The 16,957-nt window shown below is 58.3% G+C and carries 16 protein-coding genes and 1 pseudogene; 9 read left to right on the top strand and 8 right to left on the bottom strand.

The window, feature by feature from the left end:
- Nucleotides 1–140 precede the first annotated feature (140 nt).
- Nucleotides 141–1,052 carry a LysR family transcriptional regulator gene (locus tag ACODS3_RS19470; protein ID WP_201006455.1) on the bottom strand — a complete coding sequence of 304 codons (912 nt, stop codon included), beginning with the start codon at nt 1,050–1,052 and terminating at the stop codon, nt 141–143.
- 134 nt (nt 1,053–1,186) lie between these two features.
- Here ACODS3_RS19470 and ACODS3_RS19465 point away from each other — a divergent pair, with 134 nt between their 5' ends.
- Both ACODS3_RS19465 and ACODS3_RS19460 read left to right on the top strand, forming a co-directional pair.
- Nucleotides 1,187–2,242, top strand: a complete 1,056-nt coding sequence (locus ACODS3_RS19465; RefSeq protein WP_201006456.1) for a tartrate dehydrogenase — start codon at nt 1,187–1,189, stop codon at nt 2,240–2,242.
- Nucleotides 2,243–2,334: 92 nt separating this feature from the next.
- Nucleotides 2,335–3,666: a dicarboxylate/amino acid:cation symporter gene (locus tag ACODS3_RS19460; RefSeq protein WP_201006457.1), complete on the top strand. Its 1,332-nt coding sequence runs from the start codon at nt 2,335–2,337 to the stop codon at nt 3,664–3,666.
- A 27-nt stretch (nt 3,667–3,693) separates the two neighbouring features.
- On the opposite strand, the gene mksF is transcribed toward ACODS3_RS19460, so the two are convergent.
- Genes mksF through mksB form a run of 3 tightly spaced genes read right to left on the bottom strand, consistent with a single transcriptional unit; the run spans nt 3,694 to nt 8,487 of the window.
- Nucleotides 3,694–6,516, bottom strand: a complete 2,823-nt coding sequence (gene mksF, locus ACODS3_RS19455) for an Mks condensin complex protein MksF (RefSeq protein ID WP_201006458.1) — start codon at nt 6,514–6,516, stop codon at nt 3,694–3,696.
- Nucleotides 6,513–7,217, bottom strand: coding sequence for an Mks condensin complex protein MksE (gene mksE / locus ACODS3_RS19450; RefSeq protein ID WP_201006459.1), 705 nt, complete (start codon nt 7,215–7,217; stop codon nt 6,513–6,515). Before mksE ends, mksF begins: the two co-directional genes overlap by 4 nt.
- Nucleotides 7,207–8,487: an Mks condensin complex protein MksB gene (gene mksB / locus ACODS3_RS19445; protein WP_489035791.1), complete on the bottom strand. Its 1,281-nt coding sequence runs from the start codon at nt 8,485–8,487 to the stop codon at nt 7,207–7,209. Before mksB ends, mksE begins: the two co-directional genes overlap by 11 nt.
- A gap of 144 nt (nt 8,488–8,631) precedes the next feature.
- Here mksB and ACODS3_RS19440 point away from each other — a divergent pair, with 144 nt between their 5' ends.
- From ACODS3_RS19440 to can, 3 genes are all read left to right on the top strand, one after another.
- On the top strand, nt 8,632–9,438 hold the full coding sequence (locus ACODS3_RS19440) for an energy transducer TonB (RefSeq protein WP_304575777.1): 807 nt from the start codon (nt 8,632–8,634) through the stop codon (nt 9,436–9,438).
- A complete protein-coding gene (gene rimI / locus ACODS3_RS19435; RefSeq protein ID WP_025258550.1) occupies nt 9,431–9,883 on the top strand; it encodes a ribosomal protein S18-alanine N-acetyltransferase in 453 nt (150 codons plus the stop codon). Before ACODS3_RS19440 ends, rimI begins: the two co-directional genes overlap by 8 nt.
- A 132-nt stretch (nt 9,884–10,015) precedes the next feature.
- Complete coding sequence (gene can, locus ACODS3_RS19430; RefSeq protein ID WP_201006462.1) at nt 10,016–10,651, top strand: carbonate dehydratase; 636 nt, start codon at nt 10,016–10,018, stop codon at nt 10,649–10,651.
- Nucleotides 10,652–10,705: 54 nt separating this feature from the next.
- Here can and ACODS3_RS19425 read toward each other — a convergent pair whose 3' ends face one another.
- The 3 genes and pseudogenes from ACODS3_RS19425 to ACODS3_RS19415 all read right to left on the bottom strand — a co-directional run bounded on the left by ACODS3_RS19425 (nt 10,706) and on the right by ACODS3_RS19415 (nt 13,148).
- Nucleotides 10,706–11,410 (bottom strand): methyl-accepting chemotaxis protein, encoded by a 705-nt coding sequence (locus ACODS3_RS19425; RefSeq protein WP_371856553.1) that lies wholly within the window; start codon nt 11,408–11,410, stop codon nt 10,706–10,708.
- Between the two features lie 378 nt (nt 11,411–11,788).
- Nucleotides 11,789–12,379, bottom strand: a pseudogene (locus tag ACODS3_RS19420) (MCP four helix bundle domain-containing protein); the annotation flags it as partial.
- A gap of 115 nt (nt 12,380–12,494) precedes the next feature.
- Complete coding sequence (locus ACODS3_RS19415; protein ID WP_201020079.1) at nt 12,495–13,148, bottom strand: HD domain-containing protein; 654 nt, start codon at nt 13,146–13,148, stop codon at nt 12,495–12,497.
- A 175-nt stretch (nt 13,149–13,323) separates the two neighbouring features.
- Here ACODS3_RS19415 and ACODS3_RS19410 point away from each other — a divergent pair, with 175 nt between their 5' ends.
- The 4 genes from ACODS3_RS19410 to ACODS3_RS19395 all read left to right on the top strand — a co-directional run bounded on the left by ACODS3_RS19410 (nt 13,324) and on the right by ACODS3_RS19395 (nt 16,098).
- Nucleotides 13,324–13,665, top strand: coding sequence for a zinc ribbon domain-containing protein YjdM (locus tag ACODS3_RS19410; protein WP_201006468.1), 342 nt, complete (start codon nt 13,324–13,326; stop codon nt 13,663–13,665).
- Between the two features lie 122 nt (nt 13,666–13,787).
- On the top strand, nt 13,788–14,231 hold the full coding sequence (locus ACODS3_RS19405) for a thiol-disulfide oxidoreductase DCC family protein (protein WP_489035787.1): 444 nt from the start codon (nt 13,788–13,790) through the stop codon (nt 14,229–14,231).
- Nucleotides 14,224–14,613 carry a DoxX-like family protein gene (locus ACODS3_RS19400; RefSeq protein WP_304575779.1) on the top strand — a complete coding sequence of 130 codons (390 nt, stop codon included), beginning with the start codon at nt 14,224–14,226 and terminating at the stop codon, nt 14,611–14,613. The genes ACODS3_RS19405 and ACODS3_RS19400 overlap by 8 nt, the downstream gene beginning before the upstream one ends.
- A gap of 276 nt (nt 14,614–14,889) precedes the next feature.
- A complete protein-coding gene (locus ACODS3_RS19395) occupies nt 14,890–16,098 on the top strand; it encodes a sugar transporter (protein WP_201006474.1) in 1,209 nt (402 codons plus the stop codon).
- A gap of 53 nt (nt 16,099–16,151) precedes the next feature.
- Here the strand turns inward: ACODS3_RS19395 and pcsA are convergent, their stop codons facing one another.
- Nucleotides 16,152–16,871 carry a phosphatidylcholine synthase gene (gene pcsA, locus ACODS3_RS19390; protein ID WP_201020076.1) on the bottom strand — a complete coding sequence of 240 codons (720 nt, stop codon included), beginning with the start codon at nt 16,869–16,871 and terminating at the stop codon, nt 16,152–16,154.
- Nucleotides 16,872–16,957: the final 86 nt, after the last annotated feature.

The raw sequence follows: 16,957 nt of genomic DNA, 5'->3' as shown, positions 1-16,957 counted from the left end.
TTCCCCATGTGAGAGTAGGTCATCGTCAAGATTCAAATTCAGAACCCCCATCTGCAAACGCAGGTGGGGGTTTTGTCTTTCTGGTGATGAAAAAACCACACATCCGCAGGACCGGATTTATCCGGGAAGAGGTCGGTGAATCACTGCGCCTCGTCCAGATTGTCGATATGCCTGAACCGCTCCACCAGGAAATCAATCAAGCTGCGAACCCTCGCCGACAGATGCAACTGCTGTGGATAAACCGCATACACATCCGCCCGAGTCGGAGTCTGGTCTTCCAGCACCAGCCGCAACCGGCCGCTGCGCACATAGCGGGCGATATCCCATTCGGCCCTGAGCAATATTCCATAACCCTCCAGCGCCCAGTTCAATGCCACCTCGCCGTCATTGCAGCCCAGCGCTCCACGTACCTTGATGTTCTGGGTTTTCCCACCGTTGGTAAAACTCCACACGCCATGGGGCGTTTCGTTTTGCCTCAGGAAAATGCAGTTGTGCTGCTGTAGGTCCGACAAGCGTTGCGGCACGCCATGCCTTTCCAGATACAGCGGAGACGCACACAACAAACGACGGTTGGACGCGATCTTGCGGGCATGAAAAGCGGCATCCGGCAGTGTGCCAAAGCGGATGCCCAGATCAAAACCGTGGGTAGCCAGATCCAGCGGGTGATCGGTGATTTCCAGCTGTATTTCCACTTCCGGGTAACGTGAAAAGAATGCTGCCAATGCCGGCCCGATATAGCGGCGCCCGAAGCCCAGCGATGCATTGACACGAATCAGCCCCTTTGGCGTGGCACGGCTGCTGCTGACCAACTGCTCGACTTCATCGATCTGGGTCAGGATGCGCGCCGCATGGGAGAAGTACAGCTCTCCCTCCGCTGTCAGGCTCATCGAGCGGGTGGTGCGATTTACCAGGCGTACGCCAAAACGGGCTTCCAGTGCGCTAAGCCGTTTGCTGACCGCTGGAGGCGTGATTCCAAGCTCTCTTGCCGTGGCGGCGAGGCTGCCCTGATTGGCCAGCAAGTAGAAAAAAGACAGGTCCAGAGTCTGATTCATTCGTAACTCAAGGTTATGGATGTAGTTATTTTGAGTAACTCACAGCTTTGTGCTCACTACATATACTCCGCTCACACCCTGCTGAACAGCCTGTTCAGCAGTACAACAAGAACGTATCAAGAGTGGAGTTGAACATGAGCGCATACAAGATTGCTGCAGTTCCAGGTGATGGCATCGGTGTGGAAGTGATTGCCGCAGGTGTCGAGGTTCTGCAAGCCCTGTCGAAAAAGTCCGGATTTGAAATCAACTTCAAGCACTTCGACTGGAACTCCGATAACTACCTGAAAAACGGTTACTACATTCCCGAAGGCGGTCTTGAGGAACTGAAAACGTTCGACGCCATTTTCTTTGGTGCAGTCGGTGCCCTGAACGTACCTGACCATATTTCCCTCTGGGGCCTGCGTTTGCCGATCTGCCAGGGTTTCGACCAATACGCCAACGTGCGTCCGGCTCGTGTGCTCCCCGGTGTCAAAAGCCCGCTGCATAACGGCGACCAGATCGACTGGGTCGTGGTGCGGGAAAACTCCGAAGGTGAATATTCCGGTAACGGTGGCCGTGTTCACCGTGGCCTGCCCGAAGAAGTCGCTACAGAGGTGTCGGTATTCACCCGTGCCGGTGTCGAGCGTATCCACCGTTTCGCCTTTGAACTGGCGCAAAGCCGCCCACGCAAGCACCTGACCATGGTCACCAAGTCCAACGCCCAGCGTCACGGCATGGTGTTGTGGGACGAGATTTTCTATGAAGTCGCCAAGGACTTCCCGGACGTCAAGATCGACAAGGAACTGGTCGACGCCGTGACCACGCGCATGGTGCTCAAGCCTTCGACCCTGGACGTGATTGTCGCCACCAACCTGCATGCCGATATCCTGTCCGATCTGGCCGCAGCGTTGTCCGGCAGCCTGGGCATTGCGCCGACCGCCAACCTGAACCCGTCGCGCAAATTCCCTTCCATGTTCGAGCCGATCCACGGTTCTGCCTTCGACATCACCGGCAAAGGCGTTGCCAACCCGGTCGCGACCTTCTGGACCGCTGCCATGATGCTGGAACACCTGGGCGAAGCTGCTGCGGCCAAGCAGTTGATCTCGGCCATCGAAGCCGTGACCGAAAGCGGCCTGCACACACCTGACCTCGGCGGCAACGCCACCACCCGGCAAATCACCGATGCGGTGATCGAGCTGATCAATCGTTGATTCAAAGTAGTACTGCGGCATAACGCCAGGAGGGCGATCATCGATGCACCCCCTGGCATTTCCTGACAACAATAAAAAATCAGGGCCCCGTCATGAAAAGAATTCTCTCCAAGCTTTATGTACAAGTGCTTCTTGCCGTCATCCTCGGTGCCGTCGTCGGTGTGCTGGTTCCTGAAACCGGAACAGCGCTCAAGCCGCTTGGCGATGCCTTCATCAAACTGATCAAGATGCTGCTTGCGCCGGTGATCTTCCTGACCGTCGTGACCGGCATTGCACGTATGGAAAACATGAAAGAGTTGGGGCGCGTCGGTTTCCGCGCCCTGATCTATTTCGAGGTGGTATCGACCCTCGCTCTGGTCCTGGGCCTGATTGTCGTCGATGTGTTCAAGCCCGGAGCTGGCATGAACATCGATCCGGCCACGCTGGACACCTCCAGCCTCGCCACTTACACCACCGCAGCCAAGCACGCGACGTTCATGGACTTTGTCATGAACATCATCCCCGATACCATCGTGGATGCCTTCGCCAAGGGCAATGTGCTGCAAATCCTGCTGTTCTCGGTGCTGCTTGGCGTTGCCCTGGCGAATGTCGGTCCGCGTGGCAAGGCATTCGTCGACACGCTGGATAGCCTGATGCAAGGCATGTTCAAGATCGTCGGCATGGTGATGCGCCTGGCACCCATTGGTGCTTTCGGTGCGATTGCATTCACCATCGGCAAATATGGTTTCGGCTCGCTGTTTTCCCTGGGCAAGCTGATGGCCTGCGTCTACCTCACGTGCGCGGCCTTTGTGATCTTTGTGCTCGGTCCGATCTGCCGTTACAGCGGTTTCAGCCTGTGGAAATTCCTGCGCTTCATCAAGGAAGAGTTGTTCACAGTGTTGGGCACCAGTTCTTCGGAGTCGGTGTTGCCACAGATGATTTCCAAGATGGAGAAAGCCGGTGTTTCCAAACCGGTGGCCGGAATGATCATTCCGTCGGGCCTGACCTTCAACCCCGATGGGCAGGCGATCTATTACACCATCGCGGCGATTTTCATTGCTCAGGCGACCAACACACCGCTGACCCTGACTGATCAGTTGATCGTGCTCGCCGTGCTGATGTTCACGTCCAAGGGCTCGGCTGGTGTGACCGGTTCCGGGTTCATTATTCTGGCCGCGACACTGGCATCGCTGGGGACCATTCCGGTAGCCGGCATGGTGTTGCTGTTGGGCGTGGATCGGTTCATGTCGGAAGCGCGGGCCATCACCAATACCATCGGCAATGGTGTCGGTACCATGGCAATCGCCAAGTGGGTGGGGGCTCTGGATACGGTGAAGATGAACAAGGCGCTCAATGGTGAGCCGGAGGAGATCAAGCCTGAAGCAGCGGCAACGACAACCGGAAATGTTGCCTTGCCAGGTCTGAAAGGCGCTCCCCAGATTTAAAGGAGCACCCTTCATGCTTCGGCGCTGTTATTCAGCCAGCGCCGGAGCTTCTTCCTGTTTCACCTCTTCACGACGGCGGATGTACTTCCAGTCCGCCTCGTCGATGTAGATTCCGTTCGGACCGCTGCCGCCTTCAAGGTCGATGGCCACGTGGGCCGAGACTTGAGGTTTCACGCTCGCCAGAATCGGCACAAAGCCCAGTTGCAGACTGGTTTCCAGCAACGCTGCCTGGTTCTTCTCGTCGATGTCCGCCGCTTCATCCAGGTAGTACGGCAAACGTACGCGACCGGCCAGATCACGGTCCATCAAGTGCAGCAACAGGTACATGTTGGTCAGCGCCTTGATGGTCATGGTCGTACCGTTGGAAGCGGCACCGTCGATGTCGGTGTGGATAACCGGCTGGCCATGAACCTTGGTGATCTCGAACGCCAGCTCGAACAGGTCTTTCAACCCAAGCTGGTTGTGATTGGCGGCTACCAGTCGGGCCAGATACTCCTTGGCTTCTTCGTTCTTGTTGTCCTGCTCGGCGCTCTGACTCAGGTCGAACACGGACAGGGTTTCACCTTCTTCATACTGACCGGCGCTGTGGATGATCTGGTCGATATGCTTGAGGGCTTCCTTGTTCGGCGCAAGGACGATACGGAAGCTGGCGAGGTTGGAAACCTGCCGTTTGTTGATCTCGCGGTTGAACAGCGCCAACTGGTGCTCAAGGCTGTCGTAGTCACTGCGGATATTACGCAGGGTACGGGCAATGTCCGTCACCGCTGCACGACGGGCCTTGCCGAGGGTCAGGGCTTCGTCGGTGCGGTGCGCGTAGGCGTTGATCAACAGTTGCAGACGACGCTCCACGTCTTCCTCGCTGTCGAACTTGGCAACACCCTTGAGGCGGACCTGCGCATAAAGCGCTTCGATCTGGCCATCGCTGCGCAGCAGGCTCTGCCAACTGTCCTGATAATCATTGAGCAGCGGCAGCAGGTTATCCATGGAGTCGTCGACCGGGTCCATGAACGGCGTACCGAATGGCATGTCCGCAGGCAGCAACTGACGGCGGCGTAGCGCGTCATCCAGTGTGCGTTGCTTGGCTTCCATATCGCCGATCTGCCGAGCGACCAGTTGCAGCTTGGCGGACAGTTGCTGGACGCGCTCGGTGAAGGCATCGCTGGAGCGTTTGAGTTCGTCCTGCGCCGCTTCCAGTTGTGCCAGCTCTTCATGCTTGCCGGCTTCTTCCGCGCTCAACGTCTGGCAGCGACGGAAATCTTCCAGCGCCTTTTGAGCGTCCAGAACCTGTTGATACAAGGCTTCGGTCTGGGTCTTGCTGGCGGCGCGGTCGGCTGCGACGGCCTGCTGGGTTTTCAGTTGCTTGAGCTCTTTCTCCAGACGTTCTTTCTGATCGCGCAATGCGGCGCGGTCAGCCAGTGCCTGCAAGGCTGGCGGCTCGATATTCGACAGATTGATCGACAAGCCCGGTACCTGGAACTGATCACCCTTGAAGCTATCGAGGATGGTTTCCAGAGACTTGACCCACGCATCGCCATCGTCCAGTGCAATGCCTTGCTCGCCCAGTGGCAGGCTGAACAGCGCGCTGTTGAACAGGCGCATCAAGCGCTCGACGTCCGGTTGCGAGAACTCTTCGCGCAGGCGGGCGTAGCTGTTGTTGTCGGCGTGGTCGAGTTGCTGTTTGACCGACTTAAGGCGTTTTTCCAGATCCCGCAGGCGCTCTTCCAGGTCCTCGGCGCTGAACTGCCGGGACTGGGCCAGAGCACCGGCCAGTTCGTCGTGAGCATCCTTGGCGGCGAGCAACTGCTGCTCCAGCACCTTGACGTCATCGACCAGTGCGAAGCGGTTCTTGAGGACCGACAGCTCACCGATCCAGCGCTGAATGCTGCTGATTTCACGCTCCAGTCGCATCAGTTCCTGAGTGCTGTTGCGCTGGTCGTTCTGCATTTCATCCTGCTGGGCGCGGAAATGCTCGGCCTGGGTGACCAGCTCTTCCTTGCGGGCGCTGGAGTAGTCCGACCAGGTACCGAGCAACGAGTCCAGCAATGGCGACAGGCGATGCAGCTTGCCGCGCAGGATGTCGCGCTGCTTGACGCCAGCGGCCAGAGCTTCGACCAGCGGGCCGGCGAGCACCAGCGAGTTGTAGTCCTGCTCCATGCGCCGCACGTCGCGGAATGCTTCTTCGCAGGCCGCAATGTAATCGACGCTGCCGGAACGCAGGCTGTGCTCGAAAGCGTCCAGGAACAGTTGCTTGAGCTTGGCCGCAGTGATTTCGCGCATGTGCAGCAGGTTGATGAACAGGGCGCGGAAGGTCTTGAGGCTCTGTTCGCTGGTGGAGCGCAGTGGAATCAGCGTCAGGTCCAGCGGGATCGATGTGTGGCCGCCCACCAGCAGGCGGCGCAGTTCGTCCGGTTTCAATTCGTAGGCTTTCAGGCCTTTGCTTTCCAGGTTGCTGAACAGCTCTTTCTGGCGAAGGCAGGTATCGTTCTTCTGGTAATGGCCCAGGTCCAGTTCACCGGCATAGGCGAAGAACTGGTGCCCGAAGCCGCCCCCCGGGCCGCGACCGACGACGCCGATCACATGCGGGCCGTGGGGCAGGGCGACTTCCACCAGAATGTAACTGGTGTCCGAGGCGAAGTAGAAACGACGCGACTGCTCCAGGCTGTACTTGCCGAAGCTCATGTCCGACATGCGCGCCAGGATCGGGAACTGCAAGGCGTTGATCGAAGCACTCTTGCCCAGGTTGTTCGCGCCGTAGACCGACAGCGGGTTTTCCAGCGGGAACAGACCCAGGCTGTAGCCAGCGGTGTTCAGCAGGGCAAAACGGCGAATGCCATAACGTTCCTGGCTCATGCGCCCATCTCCTGTTGTTCTTCAGCGATTGCGCGGGCCAGGGCCTGCTCCTCGGTTTCTTCGTCGAATTCGGCCAGATCCAGAGGGTCATCGGTTTGCAGCAGTTTTTCGTCGCTGTCGTCATCGATCAGGATCGGCGTCGGCAGAGGCAGGTCGCTGTGCAGGCTGGCTGCCAGGTCACGGTCCTGCTGTACCGACAGGCACACATCAAGGAAGCGGTGCATCGGCGGCAGGAAGCGATAGATGCCCACTTCTTCGCTGGCAAAACCCAGTTGGGTCATGCGGCGCATGATCTTCTCTTCGAGTTCTTCCTGGGTCTGGACTTCGGCCTGCAGGAACAGGTCGCGGTATTTATCCAGCATCGAAGGCAGCTCATCGCGGCCCAGAGTACCGCCGTCGAGCACAGCCATCGGGTCGCGACCCTGGTCGGCCAGGTGTTCGACGAGGATGAAGGTGAACAGGGCCAGACGCTGCGCAGTCTTGTTCACCTGCGCCGCGGCCAGCTCCGGAACGAAGTAGTAGAAGCCGCGGGTATCGCAGATCAGCTCGAAACCCAGCGCCTTGAACAGTGTGCGGTACTGGTCCTGGGCATTGGAAAGCTGGGCATACAGCTCAGGGTCGCGGCGGCTGATGTGATAGCCCTTGAACAGCTCGCGAAAGATCGGCGCAAGCTGGGACATTTCGGAAAGATCAAGATGCATGAAGGGGGCTCTCGGAATTCTCTGGCTGCTCGTCTCGGGTCGAGAGCAGGGCGAAGGAGCGCAGGCTGACGCGGTGCTCCTGAGTGAAATACTCGCGACGCTCCAGGCGTTCACGGGCGAAGCGCTTGTCACGGGACAGGCGCGAGAACCAGTACAGCAACTCGTCGGTTGCGCCGTTGGGCTCCTGCTCCAGCAGCCAGACCATCAGGTCCGGCATGGGCAGAGCGTCTTCGCAGCGCTCGAGCATTTCCTTGACGGTACGCGGTGCCTGGGGCGGTACACCCTTGCGTGCGGTGCCGCTGGCCTTGGGGAATTTTGCGGGTTTGGGTTCAAAGCGCGCCAATGCATAGACATAAGCCTCGACCTGGCTGGCGCTGCCCAGAAACGTGCTCTGCGGACGAGTGAACATCGGCATCGCCGCTTGCGGGACAGCATCCAGCCCTTTGCGGCGAATGGCCGACAAGGCCAGCGCGGCGCCACGGGTCACGGTGTTGTGGCGACGTGCTTCTTCGCGCAACGGCAGCAGCAACTCCCGTGCATGACGCAGGGTGAGCTGGGCGCTGGTCTGCATCTCCAGGATGCGCGCATGGGTGCGCAGCAACATGTCGTCGTCCACCAGATGGCCAAGACGTTGCTGCTCGGTCAGCAGGCGCAACAGCACGTTCTCGACCTTGCGCACGCCTTGCTCGAATGCACCGTCGGCGTTCACCAGTTGAATCATCGGCTCGACGTATTCGTCCCAGGTGGCCAGCACCTCGGCGTAGCGCTGGCGCAAGGGAATCTGGCGGTCGCTGGTCTTGGCCCGATCGGCCACGGCCACGAGTGCCTGTTCGTCGTTGGCGAGTTTTTTCAGGACATCGCGCACGCGCATGTCCAGCAGGCGCAACTGGCGGGCCAGATCGTTGGCGTCGCGAATGTCGAAGGCATCCTGGATGTAACCGGCCAGTCGCTCCAGATGGCGCAGATAGGCTTCGATCTCCAGGCACAGCCCCAGACGGTGCTCGCGGCGCAGATAGGACAGGAAGTCGTGGATCTGTGCATTGAGCTCGAAACGGTTCGGGCTTTTGGCGACAGGCACCAGAATGTCCAGACGAATCCACACATCCAGCAGGTTGGTGATGTCTTGCGGTGTGCTGTCCAGCTGCTGAGCGGCCAGTTGCAGACGCAGTTCGCTCAGGCTCAGCGTGCCTTGGTCGAAGTGTTCGCATAAAGGCTCGAGTAGCGCCCAGTGCTCGGCAAGGGCGCGCAGGACGCGCTTGGGTTCGATCATTGGTAGGCCGACTGTTGGCAAATGAAAAACAGCGATTGTACTGCATCAGCCACTGAAGATTTCACCTCCCGGCGATCAACTGCGGCGCGAATCTGCGAAGAGCGCTAGAATTGCGCGCTTAACTTATCCACAGGTGGCCGACCTTTGCTGAACGAGTCCCGTCGCCGCGCCTATTTGACTGCCATGCAGGTGGTCAACTGGCTGCCGCGCACTGAACTGCCTTTCGCTGCTCCGTCTCGCCCGGAGCTGCTTGCTCCGTTGCCGGTCGAGGTCGAAAGTGTTGCGCCTGTCGTGCCTGAAGCGCCGGTTGCCGCCCCGTCTCCGGTGGCGCCAGGTGCCGTGCCGGTTGCGCGTCAGGTCGAGCGGCCGAAGATCGAAGTGCCGCGCCCATCGTCAGCCAGCAAAAGCGCTCCGGTGGTTGCAGCAGAAGAGGCCGAGGCTGCGCCGCCGGTCAAGGCAGTTGTCGTGCCGCCTCCGCGTTTCTCCTTGCAATTGCTGCGTGCCGGGCGTTGCTTGCTGCTGGTTGAGCTGCCTACCGGGCAGCCATTCCAGAGTCGCGATCCTGCCTATCTGTTGCTCAAGGACATGCTGCGCGCTGCCGGTTTACCCGATAGCCCGCAGATTATCGGCGAGCCTGTGCGCTGGCCGTTGCTGGTTCGCGGCAACATGGATCAAGGGCCTGACGCGGCGCGTGACTTTGTGCAGGGCTTTGTCGCTGCTCGCCTTGAGGACGAACCCTGTGCCTGTCTGTGGCTGATTGGCCAGCCCGCCGTGCGCTTTGCCGGTGAGGTCGAAGTCGAAGCTTTTAACCGTGAACTGCAAGTCGAGGGGCTGGGCGCTGCATGGGCGCTACCAGGCCTGGAATTACTGATGGACGAGCCGCATCGCAAGGCGGACGTCTGGCAAGCCATGCGTCGGCTGATGGCGCGCTGGAAATCCATAGATGAGTGACGCAATAACCTTCCGCCCCATGACCGAAGCCGATCTTGATGCCGTATTGAAGATCGAGTACGCCGCCTTCAGTCATCCCTGGACGCGAGGCATATTTCTCGAAGGCCTGAAATCGTATGACATCTGGCTGATGTTCGAGGGCGCGCAGCAGGTGGGACATGGTGTCATTCAGGTCATCATCGATGAAGCGCATCTGCTCAACATTACCGTCAAGCCAGAAAGCCAGGGCCGAGGCCTGGGTTTGCGTCTGCTTGATCACCTGATGAAGCGTGCCTACGAGCTCAACGGTCGTGAGTGTTTCCTGGAATTGCGCGACAGCAATCGAGCCGCCTATCGGTTGTATGAAAACTATGGTTTCAACGAGATCGGTCGACGCCGCGATTACTATCCGGCAGTGGGTGGTCGCGAAGATGCGGTGGTGATGGCCTGCACGCTTCTGGAATAGCTGTGTCGTCGATCACAACTTTGACGCTTTTTCGGTTTTTGCGCTAAACCGGCGAAAAGTCGTGATGTTGCCGCGTGACTTGCGCAGAGGGTCGCCAGTCAAAGTTGGGCATCATTATCGAGGCGTCATAGCATGAACGATCTACAAGACCTGATTGATAACAACGAGCGTTGGGCCGATGCGATCAAACAGGAAGACCCTGAGTTCTTCGCCAAGCTGGCTCGCCAGCAAACCCCGGAATATCTTTGGATCGGCTGCTCGGATGCGCGCGTTCCCGCCAACGAGATCGTAGGCATGTTGCCTGGCGATCTGTTCGTACACCGCAACGTGGCCAACGTTGTGTTGCACACCGACCTGAACTGCCTGTCAGTCATTCAGTACGCGGTTGATGTACTGAAGGTCAAACACATCCTCGTGACCGGGCACTATGGTTGCGGTGGTGTGCGAGCTTCCATGCAGGACCGCCAGTTTGGCCTGATCGATGGCTGGTTGCGTACGATTCGCGACCTGTATTACGAAAAGCGTGAAGAGTTGGCGAAACTGCCGACCGAGGAAGAACAGGTTGATCGCCTGTGCGAACTCAACGTGATTCAGCAGGTGGCCAACGTCGGCCATACCAGCATCGTGCAGAACGCCTGGCATCGTGGGCAGAGCCTTTCGGTACACGGCTGTATCTATGGCATCAAGGATGGCCGCTGGAAAAGCCTGAACGCGACGATCAGTGGCCCCGAGCAACTGCCACCGCAATATCGCCTGCGTCCTCTGTAACCTCGTAGGAGCGAATTCATTCGCGAATGAATTCGCTCCTACGGCGGTGTGCTCCTAGAGCACAAACCTCTGCACCATCATGTTCAGATCCGTAGCCAGCATCGACAATGCGTTGCTGGCTACGGTTGTCTGTTGAGCGCCGGAAGCCGTCTGGCTGGACAGGTCGCGAATACTGCTCAGGTTGCGATCCACTTCACCGGCCACTTGTGCCTGTTGTTCGGCTGCGCTGGCGATCATCAGGTTGCGGTCGTTGATGGTGGTGGTCGAGCTGATGATCACCGTCAGGGCTTCACCCGTTGCAGCTGCCTGTTCCAGTGTCTGGTTGGCCTGGGTCGCGGTGTGGCGCAGGGCGTTTGCCGTTTCCTGAGTGCTTTGTTGAACACCGTTGATCAACCCTTCGATTTCCGTTGTCGAGGCGCTGGTACGTTGCGCCAGGGAACGGACTTCATCAGCGACGACCGCAAATCCACGACCGGCTTCACCGGCTCTTGCCGCCTCGATGGCCGCGTTGAGCGCCAGCAGGTTGGTCTGGTTGGCGATGGCGCGAATCACATCGAGAATGCTGCTGATGTTCTGGGTCCGTTCGGCCAGCCCTTCTGCCTGATGGGATGAGTCCAGCACATTGCTGGTCAGCTCCTTGATCGAACTGATGGTGGCCGACAAGCGATCCCGACCTTGTGCCGCCGCCTGATTGGAGGCTTCCGACTCGGTCACGGTATTGCTGGCATTGCCCGCTACTTCTACCGCTGCCTGGCTCATCTGATTGACGGCGACGGCGGCCTGCTCGATTTCATTGTTTTGCATCTGCAGGTTGAGCGCGCTCGCTTCGGCGATGGTGCCCATTTCCTGTACCGACTGGGATAACTGGGTCGCGGCTGCGTAAATCTGGTCGATGGTGCCATGCAGGTTGCTGCGCATGCGCCCTAGCATCATGAGCAGTTGCGCGGGTTCGTCCTTGCCTTGAGGAATGGTCTGTTCGGTCAGGTCGCCATCGGCGATGGTATTGGCAATGTGCAGGGCATAGCGTACGGGATGGATGATGCTCACACTCAGGCGCCACGCCAGCAGCAGGGTCAGCGCCAGGGCCAGTCCGATGGCGCTCAGGGCGATAATGCGCGTCTGGTTGTAGCTGGCGCTGGCGGCCTCGACGGCAGCGGCTGCGCTTTGTTTGTTGAGTTCGCGCAGCAGTTGCACCTGCATGTCCATCAGGTCGCCTTGCAGGGCCAGCATGGTGTTGGAAAGCATCCGCGCTTCGTCCAGCTTGCGTTGCTCGATAAGCCCTATTTCGTCCTGCAGGCCGGGCATGAATGCGTTATAGGCCTCCTGCAAGGCGATGATCGAATCATGCTCGGTGCCTGCGGGCACACGGGCCAGGTAGTCCGTGAAGCCTTTCTCGACCTCATTCTTGAGTTGCTCGACGTTGATCTTGCTGTTGATCACCGCGCCGGGATCATCGGCATTGGCAATCAGTCGGGTGGTTTCGCTGCGCAGCTTCACCAGGTTGATCGCAATCGCATCGGCCATTGCAATACTGGGCAATGCACCGCTTTCCACCGCTTCTCCCTGATTGCGAATGTCCTGCATCTGAAACAGGCAGAAAGCTCCCAGCGCAACCATCAGCAATGAGGTGATACCAAAGCACAGTACCAGGCGCGAAGTGATCTTGAAGCGTCGCAATACCGTCGTTCTGGATTGCTGGCGCAAAAAACGAGGCAGGAATTTTTTCACAGCAAACAACCCCTATAGGCGGCATTTCGGAGAGCCGTTTATAAGGCAGTTGTGTGATGCCTTTATGACATCCATTGGCGCTTGGCAGTTTTGACGTCAAGAATCTGCGATGTATTCAGGGAGCGCCGATTTCCTCCATCAACTCATCCAGAAACCGCTTCAAGCGTTTATGCCTGACCTGCGCCATTTGCGTGCCGGTACGGGTCTGGAAACCATCGGCCAGATGCAGCAGTTTGGTGTGGAAATGATCGACAGCAAAATGCTTGTCGTCATAGGGGCGCTCGGCAGCCTGAGGGTCCTGCGAGTCATAGAGATAGCTGCCCATTCGTCCCGATACATAGAACACACGGGCCACGCCTACCATGCCCATGGCGTCGAGCCGGTCTGCATCCTGCAGGATTCTGGCTTCAAGTGTCACAGGCGTAATGGCTGCCGAAAAACTGTGGGCTTCGATGGCATGGGCAACGGCGGCTATTCGTGTCTCGTCCCAACCCGTTTCGGTCAGCAGCTCGGTGGCCCTGGCGGCTGCCAGCCGTGAGGCGCTGGCGCGAAAGGGAGAATTCTTTTCGACCGAGACACAGTCATGCAGCAAGGTCGCGGCCAGCAGGATTTCCTGATCCCCGCCTTCATGGTCGCGAATGGCGCAGACGTTCTTCCAGACCCGCAACAAGTGAGAGATATCGTGTGAACCATCGAACCTCTTCGCTTGAGTGTGCGGGATAAGCCGCCTGGCGAAGTCCTGAAAAGGGGCGAAACCGGCGTATGTCATTGATGAAATCCTGAAGTGGCTTGTACAAGTAAAGCATCCTCTGCAAGGGCGTTCGACAGGCCCTGCATTCTTTGCGGGCTATCGCGCAAACAGGGGCGACGATGGTCATCACCCTAAAAACGTAAAAACCCTTTATAATCCATGGTTTTTCCCCACCTTCGATGTGAGAAACGCTGTGAGCTTACCGTCCTGCCCGAAATGCAATTCCGAGTACACCTACGAAGACGGCACAATGCTGGTCTGCCCGGAATGCGCCCATGAGTGGTCTGCTGGTGGTGACAGCGCAGAGTCTTCCGATGATGTGAAAGTCATCAAGGATTCCACCGGCAATGTGCTGCAGGACGGCGACACCATCACCGTGATCAAGGACCTGAAGGTCAAGGGCTCTTCGCTGGTGGTCAAGGTCGGCACCAAGGTCAAGAACATCCGTCTGGTGGACGGCGACCACGATATCGACTGCAAGATCGACGGCATCGGCGCCATGAAACTGAAGTCCGAGTTCGTGCGCAAGGTCTGAATCTGCGACATTGCTTCATCTGAACGCCTCGCCGGTCGCTTCCCGACCGCGAGGCGTTTGTGTTTTCAGGTTCTTTTACAGCGCGCTAGGGTAGAGTGACGGCTCTTCAAGGAGTGAACCTTATGCCTTCAACCCCCGCGCCTTACTTGCAGGCCGATGAGTGCGTCGTGCTGTTCGATGGCGTATGTAAACTGTGCAACGGCTGGGCGAAGTTTCTCATTCGTCACGACACGTCCCGACGGATTCGACTGGCTGCCGTGCAGTCCGCCGAAGGGCAGGCGCTGTTGAAGTGGGCGGGTTTGCCGGTCGATCAATTCGACACCATGGCGGTGATCGTCAATGACCGTCTGTTTCTGCGTTCGGACGCCTTTTTGCAAGTCATGCGACAGATGCCGGCTCCGTGGTCCTGGCTGATCGTGTTACGCATTGTTCCGCGTTTTTTGCGGGATTGGGGGTACGACCGCATTGCCTTGAATCGTTATCGCCTGTTTGGCCGTTACGACAGTTGCCTGCTGCCGACGGCTGACCATGAGCAACGGTTCCTCAAGGCTACGGCCCATGAGTGAGTTGCAACGCATTGCCTGGGTCGCTCGTGCCGGTCTGGCATTGATGTTTTTCTACCATGGGTTGGTGCCGAAGATCCTGTGGCTCAGCCCTGGCGAACTGGAGATGATCCAGGCCCATGGTTTCGCTGATGCACGCTGGGTGGCCTGGTTGAGTGGTGCTGCGGAGATCGGGCTGGCGATCTGCTTGATCTCGGGGTATTTCAAGCGAGCCTCCGTGATTGTCAGTGCGCTCGTTCTGGCCGGATTGTTGATCGATGTGGCTCTTGTCAGCCCTCACTTGCTTGTTCAGGCTTTCAATCCGGTTTCCCTTAATGGCGCCGGCCTTGCCCTGTGCGCGGTGGCCTGGCTTGCCGAGCATCCGCAGCGACAGCAGACAGGCTGAACGCTACCGGCTGTCACCGCACAGGCTCAGGACCTGTCGACGTGTTGTGATCCATGCGTTGCAGACGTAGAATTCGCGGCATCTGGTTGTATCCCCCATACCCACAATAATCCACATCGCACGCTGCGCTCGTTCATCCATTCACGAGCGGGGCGTTTCTGCGTTTGTTATCCGGTGGGGGCGGGCCTGATTTTTCTGTACAGGTGCCATGCGTGTTGCATATGCATGGCGAACGACCCGAGGGTCGGAATACTCCTTGAGCGTTGCACATTCTTGATGAATACACCCCCAGAGGTTCGTACCGGTAGCTGGCTTGGCGTGATTGCCCTGGCGCTGGCTGCCTTTATTTTCAATACGACCGAATTCGTCCCTATCGGCTTGCTGAGCAATATTGGCGAAAGTTTCGATATGACCACGGCTCAAGTCGGCCTGATGCTGACGATCTATGCCTGGGTCGTTTCGCTGATGTCTTTGCCGATGATGCTGATCACTCGCAACATCGAGCGGCGCAAGTTGCTTATCTGCATCTTCATGCTGTTTGTCGTGAGCCATATTCTCTCGGCCACGGCCTCAAGCTTTGGTGTGCTGCTGATCAGTCGTGTCGGGATTGCTTTCGCGCATGCCATTTTCTGGTCGATCACGGCATCGCTGGCTGTGCGCATTGCGCCACCGGGCAAACAGGTCCAGGCATTGGGCTTGCTGGCAACCGGTACTTCGCTGGCGATGGTTCTGGGGATTCCGTTGGGCCGCGTATTGGGCGAGGCGCTGGGGTGGCGCACGACCTTCATGGGGATTGCCGGGATTTCCGCACTGACGGTATTGCTGCTGAGCCGCACGCTGCCATTGTTGCCCAGCCAGAACTCCGGCTCGCTCAGAAGCCTGCCAATCCTGTTCAAGCGTCCACGGCTGGTGGCGATCTATGTACTGACCGCTACCGTGGTCACTGCGCACTTCACCGCTTACAGCTACATCGAACCCTTTGCCCAGACAGTGGCGCATTTGAGTGGCGAGATGACGACCTTGTTGCTGCTGTTGGCTGGCGGCGCGGGGATCATCGGCTCCATCGTGTTCAGTCTGTTCAGCAGTCGCTTCCCGAATGGCCTGTTGATCGCATCTATCACGCTGGTGGCGCTGTGCTTGTTGATGCTGTTGCCGTTTTCGAGTCAGGCAGCCGCCCTCGGTTCGTTGAGCGTCGTGTGGGGCATGGCCATGATGTGCTTCGGGCTGCTGTTGCAGGCGAGAGTCCTGACTCTGGCTCCGGATGCCACCGACGTGGCGATGTCCCTGTTCTCGGGCATCTTCAATATCGGTATCGGCGGTGGTGCCTTGCTGGGCAGCGTGGTCAGCAGCCAGTTGGGCGTTGCAAATGTCGGGATCGTAGGCGGTCTGGTAGCCGTTGGCGGGTTACTGCTGTGCTGCGTGAGCACTTATCTCTTCAGCAAGCAGGACTCTACTGCGGCGTTGCAGGCCAACAGCAAGTGTTGAGCTGATCGGGGCTGTTGAAACGTCAACAGCCCCTGCGTTTCCTTCCTTCTGACTCAGGCCTTGAGCCTGCCCAGCCATTCCAGGGAAGTTCTCCAGATACAGATCCCCATGAAATAGGCTGACATGGCGAACCACAACCCCATGATCAACGGACCATTGTGGGGGTGGTTGATGATCAGCGAAGCACTGCACAGCAACCAGACCGTGGTGACGGCGATATTGATCGGCATGAACTTGCGTACGCGAAACGGATGCAGGAATTTCATCCGGGTCAGCGTCAGCAGTGCCAGCCCGACAATGGTGAGGAACGTCACCCAGGGCGTCGGCGAAAGGATATACAGACTCAGGGCGACGACGTTCCAGGCGGCCGGGAAGCCCTGGAAATAGTTGTCCTTGCTTTTCATGTCCACGTTGCAGAAGCAGAACAGCGACGAGACCAGAATGATCGATATGCTTAACAGCAAGGTGAATTCCGGCAGCGGAATATAGCGGTAGATGAACAGTGCCGGGATAAAGACGTAGGTCAGGTAATCGATCACCAGATCCAGTGCCGAGCCATCGAAGTGCGGCAGTACCGAGTGAGTGTTGACCTTGCGCGCCAGCGAGCCGTCGACACCGTCCACGATCAGGGCGACACCCAGCCAGAGCAGGCAGGCCTTGGGTTCATTGTTGAACAGGGCAATTGTTGCCAGAAACGCAAGGACTACGCCTGTGGCGGTAAAGCCGTGAGCGCCCCATGCGTTAAGTCTGGCTATGCGTTGATTGGTTATCACGGGACGCTCTCCAGAAAGTAATGCGTGTCAGTGTTACAAAAAACCTGACCCTTACAGACGGTGTGAAAACGGAGCATGGCCGAGTG

The organism is Pseudomonas sp. FG43 (assembly GCF_057809175.1).
The sequence above is the reverse complement of the archived record's forward strand: the minus strand, read 5'-3'. Positions and strand labels throughout refer to the sequence as shown.

Coding starts and splice junctions, on each gene's coding strand:
- ACODS3_RS19465 (WP_201006456.1), top strand. CDS start 1,187: ATGAGCGCATACAAGATTGCTGCAGTTCCAGGTGATGGCATCGGTGTG.
- ACODS3_RS19470 (WP_201006455.1), bottom strand. CDS start 1,052: ATGAATCAGACTCTGGACCTGTCTTTTTTCTACTTGCTGGCCAATCAG.
- mksB (WP_489035791.1), bottom strand. CDS start 8,487: ATGATCGAACCCAAGCGCGTCCTGCGCGCCCTTGCCGAGCACTGGGCG.
- mksE (WP_201006459.1), bottom strand. CDS start 7,217: ATGCATCTTGATCTTTCCGAAATGTCCCAGCTTGCGCCGATCTTTCGC.
- ACODS3_RS19425 (WP_371856553.1), bottom strand. CDS start 11,410: ATGAGCCAGGCAGCGGTAGAAGTAGCGGGCAATGCCAGCAATACCGTG.
- ACODS3_RS19415 (WP_201020079.1), bottom strand. CDS start 13,148: ATGACATACGCCGGTTTCGCCCCTTTTCAGGACTTCGCCAGGCGGCTT.
- ACODS3_RS19405 (WP_489035787.1), top strand. CDS start 13,788: ATGCCTTCAACCCCCGCGCCTTACTTGCAGGCCGATGAGTGCGTCGTG.
- ACODS3_RS19395 (WP_201006474.1), top strand. CDS start 14,890: ATGAATACACCCCCAGAGGTTCGTACCGGTAGCTGGCTTGGCGTGATT.
- ACODS3_RS19400 (WP_304575779.1), top strand. CDS start 14,224: ATGAGTGAGTTGCAACGCATTGCCTGGGTCGCTCGTGCCGGTCTGGCA.
- ACODS3_RS19460 (WP_201006457.1), top strand. CDS start 2,335: ATGAAAAGAATTCTCTCCAAGCTTTATGTACAAGTGCTTCTTGCCGTC.
- mksF (WP_201006458.1), bottom strand. CDS start 6,516: ATGAGCCAGGAACGTTATGGCATTCGCCGTTTTGCCCTGCTGAACACC.
- rimI (WP_025258550.1), top strand. CDS start 9,431: ATGAGTGACGCAATAACCTTCCGCCCCATGACCGAAGCCGATCTTGAT.
- can (WP_201006462.1), top strand. CDS start 10,016: ATGAACGATCTACAAGACCTGATTGATAACAACGAGCGTTGGGCCGAT.